This is a genomic window from Mycobacterium sp. Root265 (assembly GCF_001428895.1).
In the GTDB taxonomy this organism is placed as follows: domain Bacteria; phylum Actinomycetota; class Actinomycetes; order Mycobacteriales; family Mycobacteriaceae; genus Mycobacterium.
The window spans coordinates 218,429-244,666 of the sequence record NZ_LMJA01000033.1 but is presented as its reverse complement, the minus strand read 5'-3'; the positions used below and the strand labels follow the sequence as shown (position 1 = coordinate 244,666).

Sequence of the window (26,238 nt, the reverse complement as noted above, 5' to 3'; positions counted from 1 at the left end):
TTGCAGTGTCGTCCAGCGCAGTGTGTCCCATCATGCCAGCCCAGGGCCCGGCGTCAGCCCGTGACCGCCAGGGCGGCGGCCAACGTCAGTGCCACCGCCATCAGGGCAAGCTCGGTATCGGAGCGTCGGGTGGACACCTCGGCGCTGACCCGGTGACCACGCGCCGACGGTAGCCACCGCGACCGGTTATGCCAGGCCAGCGCCAACAGAGCCGCTGTCACGACGATCTTGGCCAGGAGCAGCCTGCCGTGCCCGGTGCCGACCAGTTCGGCAGGTGACCCGATCACCACCACGGCGCTGAACACCCCGCCCACCAGCAGCACCAGCACCGACCACAACGACAGTTGCGAGAAGCGTGGCAATACCCGGGCCCACTGACCGCGGCGATCCACCACCAGCACGATCGCCGCGAGCGCGCCGCACCACAGCGCGGCCGCCAGCGCGTGCAGCGTCACCGCCAGACCGCCGAGCGCACTCTCGGACAGGTGCCCGGCCAGGGTGCGCGCCGCGGTGCCCAGTGCGGCGACCCCGGCGACCACCAGCGATGCGCCGGGGTTACGCGCCGCGAGGGTCACCACGACCACCAGAAGCGCCGCCGCCACGCAGATCAGGTCGGCCCGGCCCGCGGTCGTCGACACGGCGAACTCGATCGCGGTCCGCACCCCCAGGTCACGAACCGCCACCGCGGCGGTATCGGCCGCCGTCGTCACCAGCCGGATCAGTTCGGCGGCCAGCCACACCCACGCGGTGACCGCCATGACCGCGGTGCTGCGCCGGGCGAGTTCGGTGCGGTAGCGCGCGGTGTCCAGCCACGGCACCACCGCGAGGCCGAGCACCAGCACGGCGGCACCATCGGCGAGCACCCGCGTCACGGTCGGCACCAGAGCCCCGTCGGGGCGGGCGAGAACCCAGGCCAGCGCCACGCTCAGGGCGACGACGAGTGCGCCCAGGCACGCCCGCCGGGTGCGTGTCACGTGCGGCGTCGGCTCCACCACACGCCGGCGCCGACGAGCACCACCGCCGCCACCACGAACGGCCAGACCGGGACACCGTCGTCGGTGGGCGTCACCGGGGCGGCAGCGGGCGCAGGGGCCGGCGCGACCGAGGGGCCGGGCGTGCCGGTCGCGGCGACGGTCAGATCGAAAGCCCAAGAACCGGTGATGACGTGGCCGTCAGCGGAGGTCACGCGGTAGTTGGCGGTATAGGTGCCCGACGGTCCCAGCGGCCGCACGTCGACCTCGGCCACCGGACCGGTGACCCGGACGTCGCCGGTGGACCACAGATTGCCGTCCGGTCCGACGACGGTCATCGCCGCGAACGCGGTCTGCAGGTCTTCACTGAAGGTGGCACTGACCTTGGTGGGCGATGCGGTCAACGCGGTCCCGGGCGCCGGGTCCGAGGAGATGAGGGTGGCGTGCGCCGCGGCGACACCGGCGCCCGCCAGCGCCAGCACCGTCAGCACCAGCGCCAACACGGGCGAAAGGATCCGTGTGGTGAGCGTCATCAGACCAGGCCGAGCCGGGCCATCACATCGGCGTCGATACCGTCGAGCTGTTCGCCGATCGCGGCGTGGGCGGCCTTGCGGCGTGCCGTCGGCATGTTCTCCGCGGCGGCGACGGCGGTGGACAGGTCGGTCAACCGGTCGGTGATGGCGGCCACGAACTGCTTGGTCTCGGCGTCCTTCGGGTTCTTCTCGACCACCCGCCGGGTCGCCTGTTCGGCACCGCTGATGCGGGCCGACAGCACCGCTCCGTGCCCGGAGAACTGGCCGATCTGGGCCAGCGGGACACCGAGCTGGTCGGCGCGGCGCTGGTCGAGCAGGCCGCGGATGGCGATCGCACCGCGATAGGCCAGCGGTATCAGGACCGGTGCCAGCAGCCGGGACACGGTCAGCGTCCGGCGAATCTTCATCGGGGACAGCAGCTTGCCCTCACGGACCGCCTTGAGTTGGGTCTCAGCAACCTTCAGCGCCACGCGGTCGCTGTCGCGCTGGGCCTTGAGCTGGGCCTTGACCGCCTGGGTCTGCGCCTTGCGATCGGCCTTGATGCGTCGCGCATCGTTGCGCGCCGCGAGTTTGGCCTCCAGCTTGGCTCCCTTGGTGAGCGCGCGCTTGGTCGCGCGCCCGATCGCCCGAGCCTCGGCGCGACGGGCCGACCGGCTCTTGCGTTGCGTGAACAGGGCCATCGGCATTGCCTCCCGGTCATCTCATCCGCGCCGCCACCATCACGGCGCCACGATGCGGCCAACCCTATCGCTCCTCCGTCCCTACCACTCTCGGCGGCCTTGGGGCGATACCGATTACTTCCGACAGCAAACAAGTACGCGGGCATATGCGACAATCGTCCAAACGATTGCCTGTGCGCCGTGAGACGCCATGAGGGGTGGTGACGACGTGGGTTCGCGCATGCGAGTCGCCGCGGCTGCCTGTCTGGTGTCATCGGGGCTGTTCGTGGCTGGTGTGTCCGCTGCGGTGGCGTTAGCCGAGCCCGACAGCAGCGGGGACGCTGCGGGCACCGGGACGGCAGGCCGGACATCCGACGGGGCGACCGGTCAGCCCCGTCGCACCGCACCTCGTGGCGTCGGCAGCGTCAGCGGGGCCGGATCGGGGTCACCGGGCCAGCGCTCCGTGGTGTCACCAGCGGGAACCGAGGATTCTCCGGTGCCGCCCGCCGATGCCGTCGAGGGCGACCTCAGCAAACTTCCCGAGGCCGGAACCGGTGCCGGCGAAACCCTGCCCGGTGGTACTCCCGGCGAACAAGGCGACGTCAAAGACGACGTCAAGGACGACGGCGTCAAAGAGGACGAAGACGACGACGAATGCGGTTGGGGCTGGTGGCCGCTGCCCCCTGACACCGACTCGTCGGCGCCCAACGGCGGCGACGGCTACGGCGGGGGTGCGCCGTCGACGGCTCCGCCGGCCGGACGCCCGGGTGTGCCCTCCGAACTGCTACCGGAGTCCCCGGTGCTGCCGGTCGTCCCGGATCCCCAGGAACCGCTGCCCGGACTCGTCGCGCCCGCGGCCATGCCGGTGCTGTCGATGCCCGTCATCGTGCTGCCCCCGGTGGTGCCGGGGATCGGCGGCGGTGGTGTCGGCGCGGGACCGAGGGCGCCGGCGCCGGAGAATGCCGCACGGCCACCGGCCCCGTCACGCACCCCGCCCGCCGAGCGCCCCGCGGCTCCGCGCACCGATGCCGTCCTGCCTGCCTCCTACCGCGCCGGCTACGGCGAATACCTCCGGACCGCCGGCATGCCTCAGGTGATCGCCGTCGCGGTGCCGGGAGCAACCGGCATCATGCTGCTCACCGGCGCGGGCGGGCTCATCGGCTATCGGCAGGCCCGAGCCGGCCGCGCGATCCGGTCCGGTGGCTCAGCAAGGTTCTCAAGTTGACCGGATTCGGCAGTCTGCCGTCCAACGGCGGGCCATAGTGGACCAGAGGAGAAGGGGGAGGCAATGCCAGCAAGTCGCCGCGTGACGCGCGCCGTCAGCTCGGTGCTCGACCTTGCGCCACGCCGGGGTGAGGTGTCGCTGCCGCGTCTGGTCGAGGCGGTCGCCGATGACCAGGGGCGCCCGATCCAGATCAAGATGGCCGATCTGCCGTCCGGTGTCTGTGGTCAGTGGCGCCAATATGCCGACCACGACGTCTTCCTGATCCAGAAGGGACTGCCCGCCTGGGACCGCACTCTGGCCCATGAGCTCGGCCACCTGGTACTCGGTCATGCGGGCATGCCGGTGGTGGAGGCTGCGCGCGAGACCATGGAACTGGCCGGGTCGGACCTCATCGGGTACATGCTCAATCAGCGGACCGGGTGCATGGGCCCCGCGGGTGAGGAAGCCGAGCAGGAGGCCGAGGACTTCGCCGCGCTACTCATCTACCGTCTCGGGCGGCTACCGTCCGATCGTTCGTCGATCGTGCAGGTGCGGCTCGGGGAGGCGTTTGGTTGATCGTCTGGGTGATCGCCGGTCTCCTCGGGTTGGCGACCGGCTTGCGAATCGGGTGGGCGCTGGTCAACAAGCAATCCCTGGTGAGCACCGCGATGATCCTCGCGCTGGGCAGTCTCGGGATTGTCGCAGCGCTCAACTGGCAGCCCCTGACCCTGCTGATCGACACCGCGCTGCGGTGGCCGAACATCGCCGTCGCGCTCAGCCAGGTGGCGTTGATCGGTTGTGCGGCAGGCAGTTGCGTGATGATCACGACCGTGGCGTCGGGCCGCAAGCCGGCCGCCATCCGCCGCATCGCCATCGGCCAGTACCTCGTGGCGGGCGCCATCGCGGCGGCCACTCTGGTGGCGTTCTTCCGCGCCCCGCAGATGCCGGAGATGGCGCCCGAGGAGTACATGCGCCGCAACCTGGCGCCGGGCGGGTCCTCGTCGTGGCTGCTGCCGCTGCTCTATGTGCTGCTCGCGCTGACCCTCGTCGCGTGGGCGGGGGTGCGTCATTCCAACCGGACCCGGCGGGGCCGTGCGCTTTTCGTCTTCAGCGTCGGCATGGTGCTCATGGTGCTGTCGAGCGCCTTCTTCCTGCTCCGGGCCGTCGGCAATACCGATGTCCTGGGCGTGGGTGCGGCGGCGACGCTGCTGGGTTGCGCGATGCTGGTGGTGGCCGGCGGGTCGCTGTTGCCCAGCGTGGAGGACTGGTTCGGTGCGCGCCGGGAACTGCGGACGATCCAGCCGCTGCTGGCCGAACTCAACACCCGGCATCCCGATGTGGGTATCGGGGTGCGTCCCCGCGGGCCGTTGTTGTTCCGGGTCGCCGAGCAGATGTCCCTGATCTCGGATTCGCTGTACCTGGAAGCCATTGCGGCCGAGGGCATGCGGCGCCGCACGGTGGACGCCACCGCGGGCCAGCGCGATATCGAGCAGTCGCTGAACATCGCCGATATCGCTGATCTCGATTCACCCCCGGTGCCCGCCGACGAACAGGCCCGTGGCATCGCGGAGTGGATCTTCGCGGGCCGGTCCGCCGCTGCGGAGGGCACCGCGCACGCGGCGTTCCCCGGCCTGAACTGGCTGCGCCAGCCGACCACGTTCTCGGATCGGGAGTGGATACTCGCCATCGCCGAGCAGTTCCGGGAATTGGAGCTCGGGGCGCAGGCCCACGACTGAACGCACAAACGGTGCCGTCACGCTTGCGCGCGACGACACCGTGTGTGGCGGTGATCCCTCAAGGGATCAGCCGTCGAGGTTCTCCCGGCGACGCAGCTCGTCGACCTTGAGGGCCAGATCCTGCTGGGACTCGGGGGACAGGCCGACGGTGCGGGCCGCGATGCGGCGCACGCCCTCGTCGCGCATGCTGGCCAGCCAGGTCAGTTCCTTGTCCAGCTTCTCGTAGTACTCGTCGTCGGTGAAGTACGCCGGCTTGATACGGAAGAAGTTGGCGAGGGCGGCCATCGTGGTCACGGATGGGTTGGTGCGGTTGCCGGAACGCAGCTGCGACAGGTAGGGGGCGGACATCGTGACACCCTCGGCCTTTAGTGCGCCGATCACCTCAGCCGAAGTGTGCGGACCGCGCCCGGGAGGGTAAACCGTGTCGAAGAGGCGGTTTAGCCGGGCGGCGAACGTCTTGCTCATCTAACTTTCCTCCACATGGCTCACGAGCTGTCTGCAATAGGTTCGTATTTGCTGATCATCGTAGCGAGTGTTGTCGCCACAACCAAGTGCAAACCACCGAAAAGTAACACTACCCTTCTCGCGGGGTCGCTGCAGGGTCCTGTAGCAGCACGTCAACCCGACACACACGCTGCGGCGTTGTGATCTGGCGAACCTAAAAATAACGGCCTCGCCATTTTGCCCAGATTCGTTGATCTTGTCTTGTTGTCACAGTAACCCCATAGCCGATCAGGAGCTAACAGGCGTCGCACAGCAAATCTGCACTTCACCTTTGCTGTCAGTGCCGGCGAAGTGGAGGAAGGGTAGACATGGGCGGGCCCGACGGCCACACCATCATTGCTGAGCTCGGCACATGCTGAACGCGGCATTGTGGCCCAACTGTGTCCGAAACGTTATGAAGACGTTTGCTGTGCACGCGCACGGCGGCACACCCGCCCCGTCGGTCGCCGACGGCTGGAAAGGCCAGTGCAACTACGCGGCGAGCAGCATCGCCAGGATCGCGGTGTCCGGATGGCTGATCGGGTCGACGCCCACCCGGCTCACCATCGAGGTGATGGTGCCGTCGGCCTCCGCTTCCACCCAGGCGGCACGATGCTCCAGGCCCAGATGGGGCAGGCCCGGCAGCAACACGCAGCCCGACGCCGCGCCCGCGCACTCCGGTAGCGACGGCGTGGTCTCCGACGGTGGGTGCAGCATCAGCAGTGCCGCGGGCTGATGGTCGGCGAAAAATCCGGGCGGAACCGCGGATTCACCGACGACCGGACCCTCGGCCATCACCAGGCCGACGGTGCCGGGCTCCGGCTTGTCGGGAAGTTCCTCGCGGACACCGAAAATCGTTGTGGTGGAGAGCAGGCCGGGCAGCGATGCCACCCGCACCGCGACGATGAGCAGTTGGGCCCACTCCTTGGTGGAATCCGGCCAGCGGCCCGACACCACGAAACCCTTGAGGGTGCCCCGCGAATGGAATGGGGCGATCTCCACCGCTCTACCGGCTCCGGTGTCCATGTGGCCTCCCGACAGTGCTTGCTGGTAACCGCCTCCGACACTGCTGTGGGTCGCTGTGCACAGGATGCGGTAGTCCGGCACTAGCACGCAAGAGGACACGAGTGCCAGAAACGCGGCGGAAACGACAAGCAAAGAGCCCCGCGTGCCGAAGCACGCGGGGCCCGAGACCTGAGAGACGAGAACTCAGCCGAAGATGAGTCCGCCGGTGTTCGCGGTGGCCTTGGCGTAGCGGTCCTGGACGTCGGCCCAGTTGACGACGTTCCAGAAGGCTTTGACGTAGTCGGCCTTGACGTTCTTGTATTGCAGGTAGAAGGCGTGCTCCCACATGTCGACCTGCAGCAGCGGGATGATGCCCAGGGGGACGGAAGGCTTTGACGTAGTCGGCCTTGACGTTCTTGTATTGCAGGTAGAAGGCGTGCTCCCACATGTCGACCTGCAGCAGCGGGATGATGCCCAGGGGGACGTTGGCCTGCTGGTCGTAGAGCTGGAAGGTCAGCAGGCGCTGGCCMAGGCTGTCGTAGCCCAGTACGGCCCAGCCCGAGCCCTGCAGTCCGTTGGCTGCGGCGGTGAACTGGGCGCGGAACTTGTCGAAGGATCCGAACTGGTCGTCGATGGCGGCGGCCAGTTCGCCTTCGGGCTTGTCGCCGCCGTTGGGGGACAGGTTTTTCCACCAGATGCTGTGGTTGACGTGTCCGCCGAGGTGGAAGGCGAGGTTTTTCTCGTTGAGGAAGATGGCCGACTGGTCGTCGCCGGCGCGGGCTTCTTCGAGCTTGGCCAGGGCGTCGTTGAGGCCCTTGACGTAGGTGGCGTGGTGCTTGCTGTGGTGGATCTCGTTGATCTGCCCGGAAATGTGGGGCTCCAGCGCGCCATAGTCGTAATCGAGTTCTGGCAGTGTGTATTCAGCCACTGGGTTCCTTNCTGTGGTGGATCTCGTTGATCTGCCCGGAAATGTGGGGCTCCAGCGCGCCATAGTCGTAATCGAGTTCTGGCAGTGTGTATTCAGCCACTGGGTTCCTTCCTAATCATGGATCGCGAGGGAGTTCGGCGTCGCGTTGATCGACAACAAGCTCGAGCTCAACCTTGGTCCATCCCCGCGTGCACCGCAAGGACCCGGGTTCCCGTCGGGGCCCCGTCGAAACCTCGAAGTCGGTCAGAACAACACGATGGCTGCCAGGACTCCCAGCAGTACGAGCGCGATCACAGTGGCGCGGATGAGGGCAACGACCTGGTTGTTGGTGTACTGGTGCGAGGACTGCCAATCAGACGACGTCCCTGCTGAACCCGGACCAAGCGGGTGTGCTGCCATCACAAGCTCCTGACCTGCACGATCAAGCCATCCCCCAGTGAGATCTGTCACACGGTTTGTTGTGACGCCGATCATAGACCTTGTTACGCCCGCAGAAAAATCGGGTGCTCACCGCCGGGCCGCGATTCAATCTGGCCGATCCGAAATGCCGGCGGGCCGGCCCGACCCGCTCGCCGGTTTTGCTCAGGCCCCGTTCGGCCTGTTGATCAGACCCGTCCGCGGGCCGCAGTTATCCACAGGTACTGGACAGAAGTCCAGGGAAATCGATGGGGACGGGACACCACAGCCTGTGGATGAACCTGTGGAAACTGTGGATAGTGCAGAAATTGCTGTCGCGGCGCGGCACCCCGCGCCGCGGGGGAATCCGGTGCGTCGGGATGCCGTGCATGCCAGCATGGACGGCATGACCGACGATGTGACGCAGATCGAGGTCGGTGCGCTGCCGCTGACGTTCGACGATTCGGTGGTGCTGCTCGACGTGCGTGAGCCCGACGAATGGCAGCGCGGCCATGTGGCCGGCGCCCAGCACATCCCGCTGGGCGATGTCCCCGCCCGCATCGACGAGATCGACCGGGACGCCACCCTGTACGTCATCTGCCACGCCGGTGGGCGCTCCCAGCGGGTGGCGCAGTATCTGGCACGCAACGGCTTCGAACCGACCAACGTGACCGGCGGCATGCTGTCCTGGGCGCAGGCCGGGCGACCGGTGAGCACCGACGACGGCAGCGCGGGCACCGTCTGAGCGCGTCGTAGGCTGGTCGGGTGATCCAGGTCTGTGCCCAATGCGGGACGCGATGGAACGTGCGCGACCGCCAGCGGGTCTGGTGCCCGCGCTGCCGCGGCACGCTGCTCGCTCCAGGGTCGCCCGGAGCGCCGGGGACTTCGCCGCCCGACGCAGGCCGGCCCTCCGCGGGTCAGCCGGGCCGCGCCCCTGCGGGCTACCGCTGGATCGCGGTGCGTCCCGGTGCGCCACCGGCGCCGCGCCGCAAGCGCGCCCCATTGGGGCCGACCCCGCGCTACGCCTACATCCCGCGCTGGGGGCTCTACGAACGCTTCGATGACGACGGTGCCGGCGATCAGGTCGCTGCCGAGCGCACCGGCCCGTCGTCGGCCTCGGTGCGCCGCACGATTGTCATCACCCTGGCGCTGCTGGGTGCCGCGGCACTGCTGCACGTGATCCGGTACGCGCTGCTCCTGATCAATCGGACGGTGCTGCTCGATCCGATCGTCGCCGCCTTGGCGACCTGGCTTCCGGTGGCGGCGAGCGTGGCGGCGTTCTTCGCGGTGGTGGCCACCGCGTTGATATTGACCAACTGGCTGATCGCCCGGCGAGCTGCGGCGTACGCCCACGTGGGCAGCCCGGATCCCCGCTCAACCCGGGAATTGTGGGTCGGCTGCCTGATCCCGTTCGTGAACCTGGTGATGGCCCCGGTCTTCGTGATCGAACTCGCCCGCGCCGAGAAGCGCTCAGGTCTGCGCATCGTCAGCTGGTGGATCACCTGGTTCTTCAGCTACCTACTGGCCACGGCGTCCATCGTGACCACGGTGCTGACGATCTTCTATGACGGCGCCCAGCGCATCGCCGACAACACCGTGATCACCACCATCGGTTACCTGATCGCACTGGCAACCCTGCTGTTGGTGCTGCAGGTGTACCAGGGCTTCGAGCGGCAGCCGGTCGACCGGCCGTCGCGGCGCTGGGTCATGGTCGCGGCCGGGCCGCCGCCGGCGCGACAAGAGGACGCCGCCGACGAATCCGTCGTTCCGGTTGAGGCCGAGGACCGGAACCCGGCAGCATAGCCATATGACCGCGGGGGACGCTGAGACTGCCGGACCGGCCATGACGGGTCACCCGTTCGTCGTCGCGCACCGGGGCGCTTCCGCCGACCGGCCCGAACACACCGTCGCGGCCTACGAACTCGCACTGCAGGAGGGCGCCGACGGCGTCGAGTGTGATGTCCGGCTGACCCGCGACGGACACCTGGTCTGCGTGCACGACCGCCGGGTCGACCGGACATCGAACGGGTCGGGTCTGGTCTCGGAGATGACGCTCGCCCAGCTGCGCGAGCTGGACTTCGGTTCCTGGCACGCCGGCTGGCGGGACAGCGGAGCCACCGGCGACACCGGGCTGCTGACGCTGGACACCCTGCTGGCACTGGTACTGGACGCAAAGCGCCCGGTGAAGATCTTCATCGAGACCAAACATCCGGTGCGCTACGGCGCATTGGTGGAGAGCAAGGTGCTGGCGTTGCTGCACCGGTACGGCATCGCCGCCCCGGCGTCGGCGGATCTGGCCAGGGCGGTGGTGATGTCGTTCTCGGCGGCCGCGGTCTGGCGGATCCGGCGGGCGGCGCCGATGCTGCCGACCGTGCTGCTCGGTGAGACCTCGCGTTACCTGGGCGGTGGCGCCGCGACCACGGTCGGGGCGACCGCGGTGGGCCCGTCCATCGCCACCTTGCGCGAGCATCCCGAACTGGTCGACCGCGCCGCCGCGCAGGGCCGGGCGCTGTACTGCTGGACCGTCGACCATTACGAGGATGTCCGGTACTGCCGGGATGTCGGGGTGGCGTGGGTGGCCACCAATCATCCCGGCCGCACCAAGGACTGGTTGGAGAACGGGCTCACCGGAGCCGGTCTCGACTGATAAGGGCTTAAAAGATCAGAGGTTGCCGCCGGCGGCCTTCGGTGCGGTCGGATCGGCGCTCGCCACGGAGAGCTCACGGGCCACGAAGTCCTCGAGGTGGAACAGGTTCGCACCTGCCCGCTCCGAGATGCGCACCAGCGTGGTGATGGCCGCGACCTCTTCGACCTGCTCCTTGAGGAACCACTGCATGAACTGCTCGCCCAGGTAGTCGCCCTCTTCGCGGGCCACACTGGCCAGCCGGGTGACCTGCTCGGTGACGGTGCGCTCCTGATCGAGAGACAGCCGCAGCGCCTGCGCCGGGGTGTCGAACTGGTTCTGCACCGCATCGAGGCCGGGGATCTCGACGTCGATGTCACGGTCGAGCAGATACTGCACCAGCATCATGGCGTGGTTGCGTTCCTCGACGGCCTGCGCGTAGAAGTGCTTGGCCAGCTGCGGCAGATCCGCGCCGTCGAAATAGACGGCAATGGCGACGTACTGCTGCGACGCGGTGAACTCGCTACGAATTTGCTCGCGGAGCAGGGTGTCGAATTTGGAGTCGTGGGTGTGGACATCACTCATGTCGACCACAATAGGCCAGGTCAGACGGCGTGTCATCCAAGGTCACCCTTAATCAGGTAAGCCATTCCTAACCGGTGTGATCGCCATTACGCGAGGTCCAAATTGTTTGCTGAGCGTCGTCCGGGGCGAGCAATCTCGGTCAGGGGCCATCGGTGTTCACCACGTCGGCCGGGACGGGTGTGTCCTGGGCCAGCGCACCGAACAGGCGGCCGGCGGCTTCGCTGTCCCACACCACGATCGATCCCACATCGCTGGTGGTGTACTCGGCGATCGGCACCGTCGTCGCGGTCGGGTTGTCCTGCAGGGCCCAGGCCAGCCGGGCCAGATCCCAGACGTGGCCGCCCTGGTCGACGGTGACCGCGCCGGTGGCGGCGGTGACCATCGGGTACCAGCGCAGCGGGTTGAGCAGCACGGACGGGCTGATCGCCCGGGTGAGCAGGGCGGACATGAAGGCCCGCTGGTTGGTCATCCGGTCCAGGTCGGCGCGGGCGGTGGCACGCGAGCGGACGAAGCCGAGCGCATTGCGGCCGTCCAGTTCCTGGCAGCCGGCGGGCAGATCGATACCGGCGAGCGGGTCGCTGATCGGTTCGGCGGGACACATCGTCACCCCGCCCACCGCGTCGACCAGCGCGGCGAAACCCCCGAAGCCGACCTCCGCATAGTGGTCGAGCCGGATCCCGGTCGCCTGCTCGACGGTCTGCACCAGCAGTGGGGCGCCGCCGAAGGCGTATGCCGCGTTGATCTTGTCCTCGCCGTAGCCCGGTATCGGGACATAGGAGTCGCGCGGCAACGACACCAGCGTCGGCGGCGTGCCGGATAACAACCCGCCGATGTGCAGCAGCAGCAGGGTGTCGGTGCGCCCGTTGCCGGTGTCACCGCCGGTGGCCAGCGCGCCCTGCTCGTCGACCGACAGGCCCTGCCTGCTGTCGGAGCCCACCAGCAGCCAGGTGGTGCCGCGGCCGGCCGGGGGCCGTTCCGGGTAGTCGGCGAGCACGGGCGCGCGCTGCAGTGTCGAGTCGAGCCAGAACGCCCCGGCGACTCCGCCGCAGAGCAGCAGGAGTACCGCCGCGAGCAGTATCGAGAACCACCGGCGCAGGCGACGCGGTCTCTTGGTCGACGCCCTGGGCGGAGGTGGCGCAGGTGCCGGCGCCACCGGGCGCCGAGGCGGTGGCGGGGGTTGCCGGGGTGGGGGGCGCCGCGCAACGGGCGGCCGCGGGGCGGGTGGGCGCACGACGGGTGGGCGCGGAGCGGCCGGCGGTACCGGCGGCGGGCTAGGCGGGTTGGGCGGCCAGACCGGAGGCGGGCGGTGACGCGGGTCGCGGCGGATCTCCTGTGACGGTTCCCGCCGGGGTGCCCCGGGACGATGCGGCGGGTTGTCGTTCACACCTGCGAATGTACTGCTCGGCGGGTGATTCTCAGCTCAACCAGTCCAGCTGGCCGGCGGCCAGTGAATAGCCGACGAAGGCCACCGCGTCGATCAGGCCGTGGGCAACGATCAGCGGCCACAGCTTGCCGGTACGTATCCACACGTAGCCGAAAATCAGGCCCATCGCGATATTGCCCAGCCCCGCGCTGTAGCCCTGATAGAGGTGGTAGCCCCCGCGCAGCAGCGCCGAGATCAGCAGCGCCACGCCTGCGCTGATGTTGAGCTGACGCAACCGGGTGATCAGGAAGCCGACGACGATGATCTCCTCGGCCCAGCCGTTGGCGAACGCGATCATCAGCAGCAGCGGTATCCGCCACCAGGTGTCGTTGAGTTCGGCCGGTTCCACCTCGGCGCTGAGTCCCAGGACACGCGCCGCCACGTACAGCGCGAGCCCCGGTATGCCGATCAGTGCGGCCAGTCCGAGCCCGCCGGTCAGGTCGGGGTGCAGCCGGAAGCGGCCGAGGCCGATCTGGGCGGGGCCGGTCCCGGTGCGCCACAACAGGTAGAGACCGAGGGCGCCCCACGCCAGCAGTTGGACCACCGAGGCCACATTGAGGCCCAGGTCGATCAGGTCGAAGGGTGACCGGCGTTGGTTGAGCGCCACCGTCTGGCCACCCAGCCCGAGCAGCACCGCCTCGATGAGATTGAGCAGCGCCACATAGGCACTCAGTCCGAAGGTGACCGCCAGCACGACGGCGATCTCGATCCGCAGCGTCCGAGGGGACGGCAGCGGCCCTGGGGGTGCAGTCACCGCCGCCAGGCTAATGGCGGGTCAGATGCGCCGCGCGCGCAACCCGTTGAGGAACGGGCAGCCCATCAGCACCCGGATGGCCTGGCTCAGGCCGGTGACGTCATCGACGGGTTTGGCGAAGGGCAGCCGGACGTCGTGATCGCCGGACTCGTCCTCGACCCGCAGTTGCACGCCGTAGCGGTCCAGTCCCAGCGGGCGAACCCGGCCGCTGCGCAGGGTCTGCGGCAGTCGGGTGGCCAAGCGTTCCACCACCTCGCGGTGTGCGGATTCCAGGTGGCGCAGCCAGCACGACTCCAACCCGCAGAACGGATCGGGCCGGGCGGCCAGCAGCGCGCCCACGCCGACGGACTCGGCGCCGGTGGAATCGGCGACCACCACCGATTCGATCTCCAGGCGGGCCAGCGCGTACGGGGTGTCGCCGCGGGACGCTTCGGCGCTACCGGTATTCACCTGCAGCAGAGCCGGGTTGGGGTTCTCGGTGGCGACGAGGTCGAGCATCCCGGCCACTTCGCCGTCGGGTACCAGGAACATCCGGCCCTGGATCCAGACCAGTGAGCGCACCGGTTCGCGCAACGGCAGCGGCGCGTAGTCGGTCATCTCCAGCACGGCCTGCATGCCTGCCGAGCCGGACGAGACCACCATGCCTGCCAGCAGCCCGTCGGCGGGGATGGTGATGGCGAAGGAGCCGTCATCGAGCAGATGGTGGACCGGCGTGGCGGCGGGCTCAAGGCCCTCCACGGCCAGCATCGCGCCGCCGGCGCGGGCGCAAGCGCTGCGGATCCGCTCGGCTGTCGTCGGTGCCGTCACAGACATCTGATCACCTTCCGGTTAGTGAGGTAAGCCTTACTTAACTACAGATCCTGCTGGATGCGCAAGGTTTCCCCCGGCGTACCGGGAGGCCGAGCGCCGAGCCACTAGGGTTGAGGACGTGCCACGTATCGCCTACCTCGGACCCGAGGGGACCTTCACCGAGGCGGCATTGCTGCAGATGGTGGCCGGTGGGCTGGTGCCGCCGGGCGACGCGTCCACCGAGGTCGTCCCGCTGCCCCATGACAGCGCGGGCGGCGCGCTCGAAGCGATCCGCACCGGCGACACCGACTACGCGTGCGTACCGATCGAGAACTCGATCGACGGTTCGGTGATCCCCACCCTCGACGGCCTGGCCGATGGATCCGCCCTGCAGATCTACGCCGAGCACACCCTCGATGTGGCGTTCACCATCGTCACCCGGCCGGGGGTGACAGCCGCCGATATCCAGACGGTGGCCGCGTTCCCGGTGGCCGCCGCGCAGGTCCGCAAGTGGCTGGCGGCCCACCTCCCGAACGCCCGCATCGTGCCGGCCTACTCCAATGCCGCCGCGGCCCAGGATGTGGCGGGCGGTGGCGCCGATGCCGGGGTCAGCACCGCACTCGCCGCGCAGCGCTACGGACTGGCGGTGCTGGCCGCCGACATCGTCGACGAAGCCAACGCGCGCACCCGCTTCGTGCTGGTCGGCACGCCGGGGGCCCCACCGGCCCGCACCGGCGCCGATCGCACCTCGGTGGTGCTGCGCCTGGACAACGTGCCGGGCGCGCTGGTGGCGGCCATGACCGAGCTGTCGATCCGGGGCATCGACCTGACCCGCATCGAATCCCGGCCCACCCGAACAGAATTGGGCACCTACAAGTTCTTTCTCGACTGTGTCGGCCATATCGCCGACGAGGCCGTCGGTGAGGCGCTCAAGGCGCTGCACCGGCGCTGCGCCGACGTCCGGTACCTGGGTTCGTGGCCGACCGGCGCGGCGGTCGGGGCGGTGCCCCCGGGTTTCGACGAGGCGGCAGGCTGGTTGCAGGCAACACGGACAGGAGGATCGGCATGACGGGGCGCCTGGTGCTGGTGCGGCACGGACAGTCCTACGGCAACGTCGAGCGACGCCTCGACACCTTGCCGCCGGGTGCGGCGCTGACCGACCTCGGCCATCAGCAGGCGCGCACCTTCGCCGCCGACTGGACGAGCCCGATCGCCATGGTGGCGCACTCGGTGGCGACCAGGGCACGCGAGACCGCGGCGGGGATCGCCGGCCATCTCGACCTGTCGACCGACGAGTTCGAAGGCATCCACGAGGTTCAGGTCGGCGATCTGGAGAACCGCAACGACGAAGCCGCGATCGATACCTTCGAGGCGGTGTACCGCAGCTGGCATCACGGCGATCTCGATGTCCCGGTGCCCGGCGGCGAGACCGGGCGGCAGGTGCTGGGCCGGGTGGTGCCGGTACTCACCGAGCTACGGCTGCGTCATCTCGACGATGACCGGTGGCACGGCGACATCGTGGTGGTCAGCCACGGCGCCGCGATCCGGCTGGTGGCGTCCGTGCTCGCCGGGGTGGACGGTGCCTTCGCGGTGGACCATCACCTGAACAACACCGAGTCGGTGGTGCTCAGCCCGATCACCGACGGCCGTTGGAGTTGCGTGCGATGGGGTTCGTTGACCCCGCCGTTCTATCCCGACGCCGAGGAGAAGGAAACAGCCGAGACCGCCGGCCCCATGGGCTGATCCAGCGCGCAGCCGCACCCGACGGCATAGCAGTCGATGGTGTAGCCGTGCAGCGCCTCCGGGGTGACGCAGTCGGCTTCTGTGCACTCCGGGCGCAGGCCGATGTGCAGGATCACGGTGCCGTGGCAGTGCTCGTGCTCGACGCCGCACTCCCGGCAGGTCCCGGATTTTTGGCTTGTCGTGCTCATATCCGTCATTGTGGCACCGCGCACCGACAGGGCACGGTTCCGACCCGGCGGGTCGGGCACAGGTGTCACGCCCAACCCAGTTCGTGCAGGCGCTCGTCATCGATACCGAAGTGGTGGGCCAGCTCGTGCACCACCGTGATGGCCACCTCGTCGACCACCTCGTCCTCGGTCTCACACATGTCCAGCAGAGCGTCCCGGTAGATGGTGATGGCGTCGGGCAGCGCCCCTGCGTAGGTCGAGTCCCGCTCGGTCAGGGCGATGCCCTCGTAAAGCCCGAGCAGGTCGGGCTCGTCGGGATGGCGCGCCTCGACCAGGAAGACGACGTTGTTGGCCGCGGCGGCCAGTTCGGACGGGATCAGATCGAGCGCGTCGGAAACCAGTTCCTCGAACCGCTGCGCGCTCATCGAGACCGGCACGCGATTACGGGAGCGGCGGCGGCACGGGCTCGACCGGCGCAGGCCCGGGCGGCGGCGCGGGGGCGCCCTCGGGTGCCGGCGGGGCGGGCGGGGGAACCCCCTCCATCGGAGGACCGGCCGCCGGAGGTGGCGGCGGGGGGACCGGGGGACCGTTGAGGAAGGTGTTCCCGCCCACGGGCGCCTCAGACGTGGGCGCCGCCTCGGAGGTCTGGCTTGCCTGCCCGGGCAGGTGCTCGTTGGACTCGGTCTGCTGGCTGCTGCTGCTGCTGGAACTGCCGCTGCTGCTTCCGCTCCCACTGCTGTCGGACTCGTCGTAGGTGATCTGCGAGGAGGTGTCGATCGGCGGCAACGGGATGGCCGGGATGTTCAGCCGCTCATCCGGGATGTCCGGCGGCGGGACCGGGGGACGGCCGTTGATCATCAGCGGACCCTTGGCACTGTTCAGCAGGGTCGACCAGCCGCCGTTGCCGAGGGTGGCGCCGATGCTGCACGACACCTGGTGGCTGCCCGCCGACCAGCTCGGCAGTGCGATGGTGCTGTACACCAGCGTCAGCGTGGTGGTGCGCAGTTGTAGCGGCGCGAGGTAGGCGTCGGTCACCCGCGAGCAGTTGTCCTTGACGAAGGTGTCCTGGTCGCCCTCCGCGGGCAGGCCCTGGGGGAACTTCTCGGCGAGATTGACCGCGCCGGTCACCTCCAGGGAGTGCGGTCCCGCGCAGTCCACCGGGATGTCGGTGGGCTGGTTGGTGGCCGGGTCGATGCCCAGGCAGGTGCCCGCGGGCCAGACCTTGGACTGATCGATGTCGGCGACCTTGCCCTGGAAGGCCTGCTGCTGGTTGTTGGCGCCCGGCAGTTGCAGACCGCACAGCATCCGCCGTTCACCGGCCTGGCGCCAGGTCTTCTCACCGGACCAGAGCAGGCTGACACTGAACCGCCCGTTGGGGTCGTATCGGTCACCGAGGTAGCGCTGCACGGCGCTCTGGCACTGCTCCTGGCTGATCTGCTGGATGCGGGCCGGCGACGGCGGCGCCGCGTCCGGGCCGTACTCCGTGCCCGGGAAGGTGCGCATGTCGATGGACTCGGCGACCTCGAACCGGTGCTCGGTGGTGCAGTCCACGATCTGCGCGGCGTCGGGGGTGCGTTCCGGCCAGTTCAGGCAGTCGCCGCCCTTGGCGTTGTCGAAGGTGCTGTTGGTGCGCAACCCCAGCGCGCTGGATCCGGAGTTCAACCCGGCCAGTCGGCCACCGACAGCGGTGTCGGGCAGCACGGTGATGACGCCGGCGATCAGCAGTCCACCCAGGGCAGTCAGCAGCAGGGCGCGGCGGGTGGGGCTGAGCGGGGTGCTCAGGGACAGCGCCTTGCGCCATCGAGACACCGGTTTCTGCGAGGTCTGCGCCTCGTACAGAAACGGTTCCGGGCTATCGGGTGCGTCCAACATCGCCTCCCATTGTGACAGGCGTGTCACGATGTGTGACAAGTGATGCACTTGTAATGTTATGTGGTTGTGGCCCGCGGGCCGTCTGCCGGCGGCGCGCAAGTAGGGTTACCGCCGTGATCGACCTCAAGCTGCTACGCGAAGAGCCCGATCGGGTGCGCGCCTCACAACGCGCCCGCGGCGAGGATCCCGGCCGGGTGGACGCCCTGCTGGCCGCCGATACCGCGCGCCGATCGGCCATCTCCACCGCCGACACCCTGCGCGCCGAGCAGAAGTCCGCCAGCAAGCTGGTCGGCAAGGCCACCCCCGATGAGCGACCGGCGCTGCTGGCCCGCGCCAAGGAGCTCGCCGACGATGTCAAGGCCGCCGAGGCGCAGCAGGCCGAGGCCGAAGCCGCGTTCATCACCGCCCACATGGCGGTCTCCAATGTCATCGTCGACGGCGTGCCCGCCGGCGGCGAGGACGACTTCGCCCTGCTCGACACCGTGGGTGAACCGCCGGCCATCGAGAACCCGCGTGACCACCTGGAACTCGGTGAGGCGCTGGGTCTGATCGACATGGAACGCGGCGCCAAGGTGTCCGGGTCGCGGTTCTACTTCCTGACCGGCCACGGCGCGCTGCTGCAGCTGGGCCTGCTGCAGCTGGCCGTCCGGCTGGCCACGGCCAACGGTTTCACGCTGATGATCCCGCCGGTGCTGGTACGGCCGGAAGTGATGGCGGGCACCGGATTCCTGGGCGCCCACGCCGACGAGATCTACCGGTTGGAGGCCGACGATCTCTACCTGGTCGGCACCTCGGAGGTGCCGTTGGCCGGATACCACAGCGACGAGATCCTGGACCTGTCTGCGGGGCCGCTGCGCTACGCGGGCTGGTCGTCGTGTTTCCGGCGGGAGGCCGGCAGCTACGGCAAAGACACCCGCGGCATCATCCGGGTGCACCAGTTCGACAAGGTCGAGGCCTTCGTCTACTGCAAACCCGAGGACGCCGAAGCAGAACACCAGCGTCTGCTGGGCTGGCAACGCGAGATGCTGGCGGCCATCGAGGTGCCCTACCGGGTGATCGATGTGGCCGCGGGCGATCTGGGCTCCTCGGCGGCGCGCAAGTACGACTGCGAGGCGTGGGTGCCCACCCAGGGCACCTACCGGGAGCTGACGTCGACATCGAATTGTTCGACGTTCCAGGCACGTCGGCTGTCCACCCGCTATCGCGACGAGAACAACAAGCCGCAGACCGCGGCGACCCTGAACGGCACCCTGGCGACCACCCGCTGGCTGGTCGCCATCCTGGAGAACCATCAGCAGCCAGACGGCAGCGTGCGGGTGCCCGCCGCCCTGGTGCCCTACGTCGGTACGGAGGTCCTGACACCGTGATCGAAATCGATACGACGGAACTGCGCACCTGGTTCGGTTTCGGGGTTGCCGGCAACTTCGCCGGTCACCTCGAACAGGCCGGGGAGGCAGATGATTTCGTGAACGTCGCCTCCGAGGGAACCGCACCCAAGGGCATCTTCCCCTGGTACGCCCCGGGCAATGACACCTTCCTCGGCGAGTTCCCGCTCTCGCAGGACGCCATCACCCTGCCGGCCAGCGACGAGCCGCTGAACCTGCAGATCGAACCCGAGGTCGGACTGGCCTGCCGGGTGGTGTGGCGCGGTGACACGGTGGCCTCGCTGGAGCCGTTCGCGCTCGGCGCCTTCAACGACTGCTCGATCCGGCGGCCGGGAGCCCCCAAGATCAGCTACAAGAAGAACTGGGGCCCGGCCTCCAAAGGTGTTGCGCGCCAGTTCTTCGACATCAGTGACCTGACACCGGACGGCCCGACCGCCACCCTGCGGCTGGTCTGCTACCTGCACAGCGCCGACGGGCAGCAGCACGAGTACGGGGTGGACAGCCCGCTGCTGGGCTACTCCTACTACGGCGAGGTGCTGCTGGACTGGATCACCGAACGGCTGGCCCACCAGAAGGGCTCGCCGGAAACACCTCTGGAGGATGTCGGCGCGCTGATGGTGGCCTCGGGTCATCCCGAGCACGTGCTCATCGGTATCGGCGCGACGAAGTACACCGAGTTGGGTGAATCGACCTACCTCTCGCCCGGCGATGAGGCCATCGTGCGGGTCTATGACACCGCATCCGATGCGGCTTCCGAACTGCGGCAAACGGTTTCGGGCAAGTAAGCACAGTGGCAGCCACGGTCCGCGAGCTCTGGCGTTTTCCGGTCAAGTCGATGGGCGGTAGCCGGGTCGACCGGGTGCGCATCGATCGCCGCGGCGTGCATGCCGACCGGTTGTGGGCGGTCCGCGATCTGGAGAAGGGTGTCACCGCTTCGGCGCGACGCCTTCCGGCACTCCTCGGGTGCACCGCACGCTATCTGGCTGAACCCGGTGCGGACGCCGGGCCGGGCAATGTCCCGGCCGTTGCGGTGACCTTTCCCGACGGCCGCGAACTGATTGGCGACGATCCGGAGATTCATGCGGCGCTGTCGGAACTTCTGGGCCGGGAGATGCGGCTGGTGGCACTGCCTCCGGTCGACGACACCAGCCAGCACCGGATGTCGGTGTCGGACTCGCTGGCCAACTTCCGGGCCGCCCAGGTGCGCAAGGACTTCGGGCTCAGCGAGGCCGAGGCGTTACCGGACACGTCGGTCTTCTCACCCAAGGACATCATCACGCTGGCCCGGTTCTCCACACCGCCGGGCAGCTTCGCCGACCTGAGCCCGGTGCATCTGATGAGCACCGCGAGCCTGCGCCAACTGGCACCCGGCGCCGAGCCCTACGATGTGCGGCGGTTCCGGCCGAACGTCCTCGTCGGCACCGGCGAGGACGGTCCGGAGTTCCCCGAATCATTCTGGCTGGGCCACGAGTTGAGCATCGGAGCGGCTCGGCTTCAGGTCACCATCCCGACCATAAGGTGCGTGGTGCCGACCCGCCCGCAGCCCGAGATCGAACTGGACAAGACCATCACCCGGCAGCTGGCCGAACGCACCGATCGTTTTCTCGGGGTGTACGCCGATGTGTCGGCTTCCGGCCTGGTCAGCGTCGGTGACGAGGTGCACGTGCATACCGGCAAGGCGCCCAACGCATTCCAGCGCGCCACCATGGCAGTGAACAAATCCGCGACCAGGGGCGTGCAGCGGTTGCTGGAGGCGACCGTGCTGCGCGAACGCTAGTCCGCCAGCAGTTCCTCCAGCACCGCCAGGAACTCCTTGACGCGCAGCGGGGTGAATGCCGGGCTGGGCCGAGTGCCCGGCACGTCGAGCACCACCAGGGTGGATTTGATGGGGCGCCACACGTCCAGTGGCAGCCAGCGACGCGGATCGTCCGAGGGTCCCCAGATCCGGAACCGGTCGAACGCCAGTCCCATCGACTCGGCGCGGTAACCACGAATCGCCTGCAGCGGAATGATTTTCGATGTGCCCGACGGGAAGTGGTAACGCCGCAGCGTCAGGGCCTGGCGATCGAGCTGGATCAGGCCGTCGTCGTAGGACACCGTCGTGGTCATGTCGTTCTCGAGCTCCTCAGCTGGTGGCCCTTGGCCGTCAGGCACCGGCCGTTCTCCAGGTTCCACTGCCAGCCGTGCAGATTGCAGGTCAGGGTGGATCCCTCCACCACACCGAACTTGGACAGATCGGCCTTCAGGTGCGGGCAGCGGCGCTGGATCTCCCAGCCCTCCAGGACGGTGGAGGCGCTGTCGTCGTGTGCCTCGGCGAACCATCCGTCGGCGTAGGCGATCCGCTCGTCGGTGAGGCATTTGAAGAAGGTGTACAGGTATTCGTTGTAGCCACCGACCCGCCAGGCCTTGAACCGGGTGGACAGGAAGATGGTGTTCACCCAGTCCGGTTCGTTGTCACGGACCACCGTGCGCACCAGCTGGGCCGGGATCTCGAAGCCGTAGCGGAACTTCTCATCCGGAACCGGTTCGCGTACAGCTCGTTTCGGGAAGTCGATGACCACCGTCTCGACGCTCTTGACGCCGGGCAGCCGGAGTTCGACGGGGTAGCCGATACCGTCGCAGATCTGATCGGAGGCCAGCATGATGGGCTCGAACAGCGCGCGCAGCGGTTCCAGCAGTGAGTCGCCGTCAGACGGGGCCCATGCCGCCTTCTCGGCGGCCAGCACCGGCGCCTGGCGCTGGGCGTACTGCTCGATGTAGGCGGCCTTGCCGGTGGTGAAGATGGCCTCCGGGTCATCGACCGGGTGGACGAGCGAATTGAGCTGTGAGCCGGCGAAATCCGCGGTCGATCCGGGGATCATCAGCAGGCCGCCGTCGTGCCCGTGGCGGCGCATCTGGTCCAGGAACACGATCTGGTCCGGGAAGATGTTGGCGGGGTCGCCCTGGTCGTCGTTGAGATCGCGCAGTGCCGGGTCCAGGAAGCACGGCGGGCCGGCCGAGGGCACCACCCAGGTGGCGCCGACCTGCGCGATGTACTGCCGGCAGCGATCCATCTGGCGCTGCCGCTTCTGGGTGCCGAACGCCGCCTTCGCGCGGGCCGGCATGTCGTAGACCATCGGATACCAGATGGCCCCGGAGTACTGCAGCATGTGCACGTCGACATGGCCGAACTCGGCGGCCAGCATGTCGAGGTCGATGGGCCGGGCGTCGTTCATGTTGAAAGCGGTTGTGGCGCCGTCCGACACCACCAGACCGGAGTCGCCGATGGGCCCGTCGGCGGGCGCCCGCAACGCGATGATCATCACGTCGAGATCGCCCTTGGGCCCACTGACCCGCTGCTTCACCGAATCGGTGGTCTCCACGAAGGTGTGGAAACCCAGCCCCTCCAGCTCGCGGCGCAGATCCGGCACCGGATAGTCGGGCAGCAGCACGACGGCGTCCTTGTTGACGTGCGCGCGCAGCAGCGCCGGATCGAAGTGATCCTTGTGCAGGTGGCTGACGTAGAGGTAGTCGCAGTCCCCGAGGGCATCCCAGTCCAGCCCGCTGTTGTCCGGGAACGGGAACCACGACGCGAAGTAGGCCGGATGGACCCAGGGGTCGCACAGGATGCTGCCGGCTTCCGTATCAATCCGAAAACCGGCGTGTCCGACGCTTGTGACCTGCACGAATGCCTCTCCTGGTGGTGGATGCTCGGTCACGAGTTTAGCGCCAGCACGGGCGCTCCTCCGCCTCGGCGGGCCGGTGGAACTAGGCTGGAGGTGTGGAACCGGTATACGGGACAGTCATCCAAGCCGCCCGACTGGTCTGGCGGCTGCAGGGGCTGAAGTTCACCGTGACCGGTGTGGAGAACCTGCCGGTGACCGGCGGCGCCGTCATCGCCGTGAACCACACCAGCTACTTCGACTTCACCTTCGCCGGCCTGCCCGCCTACCGGCAGGGCCGCGGCCGCAAGGTGCGCTTCATGGCGAAGAAGGAGGTCTTCGACCACAAGGTCGGCGGGCCGTTGATGCGCAGCCTGCGCCACATCGAGGTGGATCGGGCCAGCGGCGCCGACTCCTTCGCCGCGGCCTGTGCGGCGCTGAAGGCGGGCGAGCTGGTCGGGGTCTACCCCGAGGCGACCATCAGCCGCAGCTTCGAGATCAAGGGATTCAAGTCCGGCGCGGCCAGGATGGCGATCGCCGCCGACGTGCCGATCATCCCGCACATCATCTGGGGCGCCCAGCGCGTCTGGACCAAAGGGCACCCGCGCAACATGCGCAGGCCCAAGGTGCCGATCACGATCGCCGTCGGCGAACCGATCTATCCGACACTGCCGCCGGCCGAACTGACCGAACTGCTGCACCACCGGATGCAGCATCTGCTGGAGAAGGTGCAGGAGTCCTACGGTTCGCATCCCAAGGGTGAGTTCTGGGTGCCGCACCGCCTGGGCGGCAGTGCGCCGACGCTGGCCGAGGCCAACCGGATGGACATGGACGAGGCCGCCGAGAAGGCGGCCAAGCGTGCGGCCAAGCACGCGGGTGAGGACGGCTGATGCTGCCCACCCTTATCGCGACCGACGTCGACGGCACGTTGCTCGACGAGCACGAACGGGTGACGCCGCGCACCGCCTCGGTCATCCGTGCCGCAGTGGACGCCGGCACCCGTTTCGTGCTGGCCACCGGCAGACCGCCACGCTGGGTGCCGCCGGTCGTCGAGCAACTCGGTTTCGCGCCGATGTCGGTGTGCGCCAACGGCGCAGTCGTCTATGACCCGGAGACCGACCGCATCATCTCGGCCCGCACGCTGTCGGTGCCGCAGTTGGCCACCCTGGCCGAGATCGCTGCGAGGGTGATCCCCGGCGCGGGCCTGGCGGTGGAGCGGGTCGGCCGCAGCGCCCACGACGCGGCGACCCCGCAGTTCGTCAGCTCACCCGGGTACGAGCACGCCTGGCTCAACCCGGACAACACCGAGGTGTCGCTGGAGGACCTGTTGAGCGCGCCCGCGGTCAAGTTGTTGATCCGCAAGGCCGGTGCGCGCAGCGGAGACATGGCCGCCGCCCTCGCCCCGCACGTCGGCGCCGAGGGTGATCTGACCTACTCGACCAACAACGGGCTCATCGAGGTGCTGCCGCGCGGCCTGAGCAAGGCGACCGGGATCGCGGAGGTCGCCGGACCGCTGGGCATCGAGGCCGCCGACATCGTGGCCTTCGGCGATATGCCCAACGACATTCCGATGCTGCGCTGGGCCGGACTGGGCGTCGCGATGGGCAACGCCCATCCGGACGCGCTGGCGGCCGCCGACGAGGTCACCGCGCCCAACACCGATGACGGTCTGGCCCGCGTGCTCGAACGCTGGTGGCTTTAGCCGGGCGCTAGGCCCGATTGTTGATCGGGGTGAACCGCTCCAGCTGAACGGGAGAGTGCTCGGGGCGCGGAAGCTGCACCGGCACACCGTCGATGACGCGGGTGACCTGACCGGTCTCGCGGTCGAAGTTCAGCGTGCCGTGCTGGAAGTTCTGTTTGATCCACAGCGGCTCGTGGATCTCGGCACTCGTCGGCAACCCGAGTGCGCCGCGCTCGAATCCCAGTGTGCCCCAGGCCTCGTAGATCGCTCCGGTGACCGGCTGGGCGCCGGTCTCGGGCGCCCAGTACATGGCGCCGCGGTCGAAGGTCACATACCGGGTGGCCCCGAAGCCGGACCCCTCCGGTGAGGTCGGCATGCCCAGCGGGCCGGCTTCACTGCGCAGCGCCTGCCATTTGGTAAAGATGGCGCCGCCACGCAGCGTGTCGACCAGATCCTGCGGTCCGGGCGGCTGATTGAAACGGGCGGCGATATCGCGCAGCAGACCCATCTGCGCGTAGGCGGCATCGCCCGGGCAGTCGGTGTTGCCGACATCGCGGTGGGTGAAGATGTTGGGCAGCGTCGGGGTGGCGCCCCGCGGGAAAAGGGTGAAGCTGCCGCCCGCCGAGGTCAGGGCCACGCTGCCGTGGGGGTCGACGCGGTCCAGGCCCAGTCGCCAGCCGAGCAACCTTCCGGTGGTGCGCATCTGGATCGGTGTCGGCGGTTCGGCGTTGAAATCGCCGAGCATCGCCACACCCCAGGTGTCGGAGTTGAATCCGCCGGTGTGCGCGCCCTGCACGGCCCGGCTCATGCCACCGGCGCGGCCCTCGAAGACCTGCCCGTACTTGTCGACCATGGCGTTGTAGGCGATATCGCACCAGCCCAGTGTGCGGGCGTGGTACTCGTAGATCGACCGGACGATGCCGGCCGAGTCCTGCGGGGTGTAATCGTTGCTGCCCGCGGTGTGGTGCACGACGGCCGCGCGAATTCCCTTGTCGTAGATGGGGGCTCCGCACTTCATCGATTCGTTGGCGCCCCACTGGGCGCGGGTGATGATCTGTGGCGCCTGGCCGGGGACGGTGGCGGCCGCGGGTGGCGGGAACTGCACGTCGACCGGCGCCTCGGGCGGGCTGATGAGGACCGCATTGACGTTCTGCGGCAACGGTTGTTCGACATTGGCGGGGATGTAACCGAGCCCGGGGCCGGTCTTGGGTGCCGCGGCCGGTGGCGGTGGGGTGCGAGTGACCGCGATCTGCACGGTGTGGGTGCGCCCGACGAAAATCGGCTCGGTGCCGTGGGTGTCGGGTCGGTCCGGTCCCACGCCCTCCAAAGTTTCGGCGTCGTACCAGGGACCCCAGCCGCCGTCGGCGTGCTGGGCGCGGATACGGGCGGTCGTCCCGTCGAGACTGTCGGCGGTCAGCGCGACCATCGAGAACGGGGTGTCCTGGTGGATCTCCCGGATCGTCTCGCCGCCACCGAGTTCGGCCAGTGGCTGCTGGGTGATCGCGGTCGCCGAACTCTGAGTGGGCGCATCGCCGGGGAGACCGCTGATCGCCCACGGCAGGATCGCGACGGTGCCCAGTACTGCAGAGAGCAGCAAGGAGGGTGCAGGGCGACGACGTGGCACGAGCTGATGTTACGTATGTGCTTACTGTTACCAGTG

Annotated in this window: 30 protein-coding genes and 2 pseudogenes; 14 read left to right on the top strand and 18 right to left on the bottom strand. The window is 68.7% G+C overall.

Annotated features, from left to right (window positions below; translation table 11 throughout):
* Window positions 1-53 precede the first annotated feature (53 nt).
* Genes ASE48_RS31835 through ASE48_RS31825 form a run of 3 tightly spaced genes read right to left on the bottom strand, consistent with a single transcriptional unit; the run spans window position 54 to window position 2,184 of the window.
* Entirely contained in the window at window positions 54-974 is a 921-nt protein-coding gene (locus tag ASE48_RS31835) for a CopD family protein (RefSeq protein ID WP_057171242.1), read from the bottom strand.
* Window positions 971-1,504, bottom strand: coding sequence for a copper resistance CopC family protein (locus ASE48_RS31830; RefSeq protein ID WP_082614571.1), 534 nt, complete (start codon window positions 1,502-1,504; stop codon window positions 971-973). The genes ASE48_RS31835 and ASE48_RS31830 overlap by 4 nt, the downstream gene beginning before the upstream one ends.
* Window positions 1,504-2,184, bottom strand: coding sequence for a DUF6474 family protein (locus tag ASE48_RS31825; RefSeq protein ID WP_057171241.1), 681 nt, complete (start codon window positions 2,182-2,184; stop codon window positions 1,504-1,506). The genes ASE48_RS31830 and ASE48_RS31825 overlap by 1 nt, the downstream gene beginning before the upstream one ends.
* Before the next feature lie 220 nt (window positions 2,185-2,404).
* On the opposite strand from ASE48_RS31825, the gene ASE48_RS33625 reads away from it, so the two are divergent.
* The 3 genes from ASE48_RS33625 to ASE48_RS31810 all read left to right on the top strand — a co-directional run bounded on the left by ASE48_RS33625 (window position 2,405) and on the right by ASE48_RS31810 (window position 5,103).
* Window positions 2,405-3,388, top strand: coding sequence for a hypothetical protein (locus tag ASE48_RS33625; RefSeq protein ID WP_235571786.1), 984 nt, complete (start codon window positions 2,405-2,407; stop codon window positions 3,386-3,388).
* Window positions 3,389-3,451: 63 nt separating this feature from the next.
* A complete protein-coding gene (locus ASE48_RS31815) occupies window positions 3,452-3,943 on the top strand; it encodes an ImmA/IrrE family metallo-endopeptidase (protein WP_057171183.1) in 492 nt (163 codons plus the stop codon).
* Window positions 3,940-5,103 (top strand): hypothetical protein, encoded by a 1,164-nt coding sequence (locus ASE48_RS31810; RefSeq protein WP_057171182.1) that lies wholly within the window; start codon window positions 3,940-3,942, stop codon window positions 5,101-5,103. Before ASE48_RS31815 ends, ASE48_RS31810 begins: the two co-directional genes overlap by 4 nt.
* 66 nt (window positions 5,104-5,169) lie before the next feature.
* Here the strand turns inward: ASE48_RS31810 and ASE48_RS31805 are convergent, their stop codons facing one another.
* The 5 genes and pseudogenes from ASE48_RS31805 to ASE48_RS33260 form a co-directional block, all read right to left on the bottom strand.
* Window positions 5,170-5,568, bottom strand: a complete 399-nt coding sequence (locus ASE48_RS31805; RefSeq protein ID WP_057171181.1) for a helix-turn-helix domain-containing protein — start codon at window positions 5,566-5,568, stop codon at window positions 5,170-5,172.
* Between the two features lie 510 nt (window positions 5,569-6,078).
* Window positions 6,079-6,612 (bottom strand): hypothetical protein, encoded by a 534-nt coding sequence (locus ASE48_RS31800; protein ID WP_057171180.1) that lies wholly within the window; start codon window positions 6,610-6,612, stop codon window positions 6,079-6,081.
* Between the two features lie 183 nt (window positions 6,613-6,795).
* Window positions 6,796-7,519, bottom strand: a pseudogene (locus ASE48_RS31795) (superoxide dismutase).
* Window positions 7,520-7,530: 11 nt separating this feature from the next.
* Window positions 7,531-7,619, bottom strand: a pseudogene (locus ASE48_RS32490) (superoxide dismutase); the annotation flags it as partial.
* Window positions 7,620-7,762: 143 nt separating this feature from the next.
* On the bottom strand, window positions 7,763-7,918 hold the full coding sequence (locus ASE48_RS33260) for a hypothetical protein (RefSeq protein WP_194166871.1): 156 nt from the start codon (window positions 7,916-7,918) through the stop codon (window positions 7,763-7,765).
* Between the two features lie 403 nt (window positions 7,919-8,321).
* Between ASE48_RS33260 and ASE48_RS31790 the strand changes: the two genes are divergently transcribed.
* The 3 genes from ASE48_RS31790 to ASE48_RS31780 are packed head-to-tail and all read left to right on the top strand — an operon-like array spanning window position 8,322 to window position 10,562.
* A complete protein-coding gene (locus ASE48_RS31790; protein WP_057171239.1) occupies window positions 8,322-8,660 on the top strand; it encodes a rhodanese-like domain-containing protein in 339 nt (112 codons plus the stop codon).
* Between the two features lie 20 nt (window positions 8,661-8,680).
* Window positions 8,681-9,718, top strand: a complete 1,038-nt coding sequence (locus ASE48_RS31785) for a DUF4328 domain-containing protein (RefSeq protein WP_057171179.1) — start codon at window positions 8,681-8,683, stop codon at window positions 9,716-9,718.
* A gap of 40 nt (window positions 9,719-9,758) precedes the next feature.
* Window positions 9,759-10,562, top strand: a complete 804-nt coding sequence (locus ASE48_RS31780) for a glycerophosphodiester phosphodiesterase (RefSeq protein WP_200962327.1) — start codon at window positions 9,759-9,761, stop codon at window positions 10,560-10,562.
* Window positions 10,563-10,577: 15 nt separating this feature from the next.
* Here the strand turns inward: ASE48_RS31780 and ASE48_RS31775 are convergent, their stop codons facing one another.
* A complete protein-coding gene (locus tag ASE48_RS31775) occupies window positions 10,578-11,123 on the bottom strand; it encodes a ferritin (RefSeq protein ID WP_057171177.1) in 546 nt (181 codons plus the stop codon).
* 139 nt (window positions 11,124-11,262) lie between these two features.
* A complete protein-coding gene (locus ASE48_RS31770) occupies window positions 11,263-12,276 on the bottom strand; it encodes an LCP family protein (RefSeq protein ID WP_235571784.1) in 1,014 nt (337 codons plus the stop codon).
* Between ASE48_RS31770 and ASE48_RS33740 the strand changes: the two genes are divergently transcribed.
* Window positions 12,264-12,398 carry a hypothetical protein gene (locus tag ASE48_RS33740; protein ID WP_268766345.1) on the top strand — a complete coding sequence of 45 codons (135 nt, stop codon included), beginning with the start codon at window positions 12,264-12,266 and terminating at the stop codon, window positions 12,396-12,398. The two genes, ASE48_RS31770 and ASE48_RS33740, sit on opposite strands and share 13 nt — an antisense overlap.
* 140 nt (window positions 12,399-12,538) lie before the next feature.
* Here ASE48_RS33740 and ASE48_RS31765 read toward each other — a convergent pair whose 3' ends face one another.
* Window positions 12,539-13,300 (bottom strand): CPBP family intramembrane glutamic endopeptidase, encoded by a 762-nt coding sequence (locus ASE48_RS31765; protein WP_057171176.1) that lies wholly within the window; start codon window positions 13,298-13,300, stop codon window positions 12,539-12,541.
* Window positions 13,301-13,321: 21 nt separating this feature from the next.
* Window positions 13,322-14,113 (bottom strand): DUF2470 domain-containing protein, encoded by a 792-nt coding sequence (locus ASE48_RS31760; protein ID WP_057171175.1) that lies wholly within the window; start codon window positions 14,111-14,113, stop codon window positions 13,322-13,324.
* A 115-nt stretch (window positions 14,114-14,228) separates the two neighbouring features.
* On the opposite strand from ASE48_RS31760, the gene pheA reads away from it, so the two are divergent.
* Both pheA and ASE48_RS31750 read left to right on the top strand, forming a co-directional pair.
* A complete protein-coding gene (gene pheA / locus ASE48_RS31755; protein ID WP_057171174.1) occupies window positions 14,229-15,158 on the top strand; it encodes a prephenate dehydratase in 930 nt (309 codons plus the stop codon).
* On the top strand, window positions 15,155-15,832 hold the full coding sequence (locus ASE48_RS31750) for a histidine phosphatase family protein (RefSeq protein ID WP_057171173.1): 678 nt from the start codon (window positions 15,155-15,157) through the stop codon (window positions 15,830-15,832). Before pheA ends, ASE48_RS31750 begins: the two co-directional genes overlap by 4 nt.
* Here ASE48_RS31750 and ASE48_RS31745 read toward each other — a convergent pair.
* The 3 genes from ASE48_RS31745 to ASE48_RS31735 form a co-directional block, all read right to left on the bottom strand.
* Window positions 15,778-16,020 (bottom strand): hypothetical protein, encoded by a 243-nt coding sequence (locus ASE48_RS31745; protein ID WP_156409471.1) that lies wholly within the window; start codon window positions 16,018-16,020, stop codon window positions 15,778-15,780. The genes ASE48_RS31750 and ASE48_RS31745 overlap by 55 nt on opposite strands.
* A gap of 65 nt (window positions 16,021-16,085) precedes the next feature.
* Entirely contained in the window at window positions 16,086-16,424 is a 339-nt protein-coding gene (locus ASE48_RS31740; protein ID WP_156409481.1) for a metallopeptidase family protein, read from the bottom strand.
* Between the two features lie 16 nt (window positions 16,425-16,440).
* A complete protein-coding gene (locus tag ASE48_RS31735; RefSeq protein WP_082614568.1) occupies window positions 16,441-17,871 on the bottom strand; it encodes a septum formation family protein in 1,431 nt (476 codons plus the stop codon).
* Between the two features lie 113 nt (window positions 17,872-17,984).
* Here ASE48_RS31735 and serS point away from each other — a divergent pair, with 113 nt between their 5' ends.
* Genes serS through ASE48_RS31720 form a run of 3 tightly spaced genes read left to right on the top strand, consistent with a single transcriptional unit; the run spans window position 17,985 to window position 21,033 of the window.
* Window positions 17,985-19,238 carry a serine--tRNA ligase gene (serS, locus tag ASE48_RS31730; RefSeq protein WP_057171170.1) on the top strand — a complete coding sequence of 418 codons (1,254 nt, stop codon included), beginning with the start codon at window positions 17,985-17,987 and terminating at the stop codon, window positions 19,236-19,238.
* Window positions 19,235-20,041, top strand: a complete 807-nt coding sequence (locus tag ASE48_RS31725) for a DUF5718 family protein (protein ID WP_057171169.1) — start codon at window positions 19,235-19,237, stop codon at window positions 20,039-20,041. The genes serS and ASE48_RS31725 overlap by 4 nt, the downstream gene beginning before the upstream one ends.
* Before the next feature lie 5 nt (window positions 20,042-20,046).
* A complete protein-coding gene (locus ASE48_RS31720) occupies window positions 20,047-21,033 on the top strand; it encodes an MOSC domain-containing protein (protein ID WP_235571782.1) in 987 nt (328 codons plus the stop codon).
* On the opposite strand, the gene ASE48_RS31715 is transcribed toward ASE48_RS31720, so the two are convergent.
* Both ASE48_RS31715 and ASE48_RS31710 read right to left on the bottom strand, forming a co-directional pair.
* Window positions 21,030-21,365, bottom strand: a complete 336-nt coding sequence (locus ASE48_RS31715) for a hypothetical protein (RefSeq protein WP_057171168.1) — start codon at window positions 21,363-21,365, stop codon at window positions 21,030-21,032. The genes ASE48_RS31720 and ASE48_RS31715 overlap by 4 nt on opposite strands.
* Window positions 21,362-22,921, bottom strand: a complete 1,560-nt coding sequence (locus ASE48_RS31710; protein ID WP_057171167.1) for an MBL fold metallo-hydrolase — start codon at window positions 22,919-22,921, stop codon at window positions 21,362-21,364. Before ASE48_RS31710 ends, ASE48_RS31715 begins: the two co-directional genes overlap by 4 nt.
* 95 nt (window positions 22,922-23,016) lie before the next feature.
* Between ASE48_RS31710 and ASE48_RS31705 the strand changes: the two genes are divergently transcribed.
* Together ASE48_RS31705 and ASE48_RS31700 are read left to right on the top strand one after the other, a co-directional pair.
* Window positions 23,017-23,787 (top strand): lysophospholipid acyltransferase family protein, encoded by a 771-nt coding sequence (locus ASE48_RS31705; RefSeq protein ID WP_057171166.1) that lies wholly within the window; start codon window positions 23,017-23,019, stop codon window positions 23,785-23,787.
* Complete coding sequence (locus tag ASE48_RS31700; protein WP_082614567.1) at window positions 23,787-24,599, top strand: Cof-type HAD-IIB family hydrolase; 813 nt, start codon at window positions 23,787-23,789, stop codon at window positions 24,597-24,599. Before ASE48_RS31705 ends, ASE48_RS31700 begins: the two co-directional genes overlap by 1 nt.
* Before the next feature lie 7 nt (window positions 24,600-24,606).
* Here ASE48_RS31700 and ASE48_RS31695 read toward each other — a convergent pair whose 3' ends face one another.
* Window positions 24,607-26,202 (bottom strand): N-acetylmuramoyl-L-alanine amidase, encoded by a 1,596-nt coding sequence (locus tag ASE48_RS31695; RefSeq protein WP_057171164.1) that lies wholly within the window; start codon window positions 26,200-26,202, stop codon window positions 24,607-24,609.
* Window positions 26,203-26,238 lie beyond the last annotated feature (36 nt).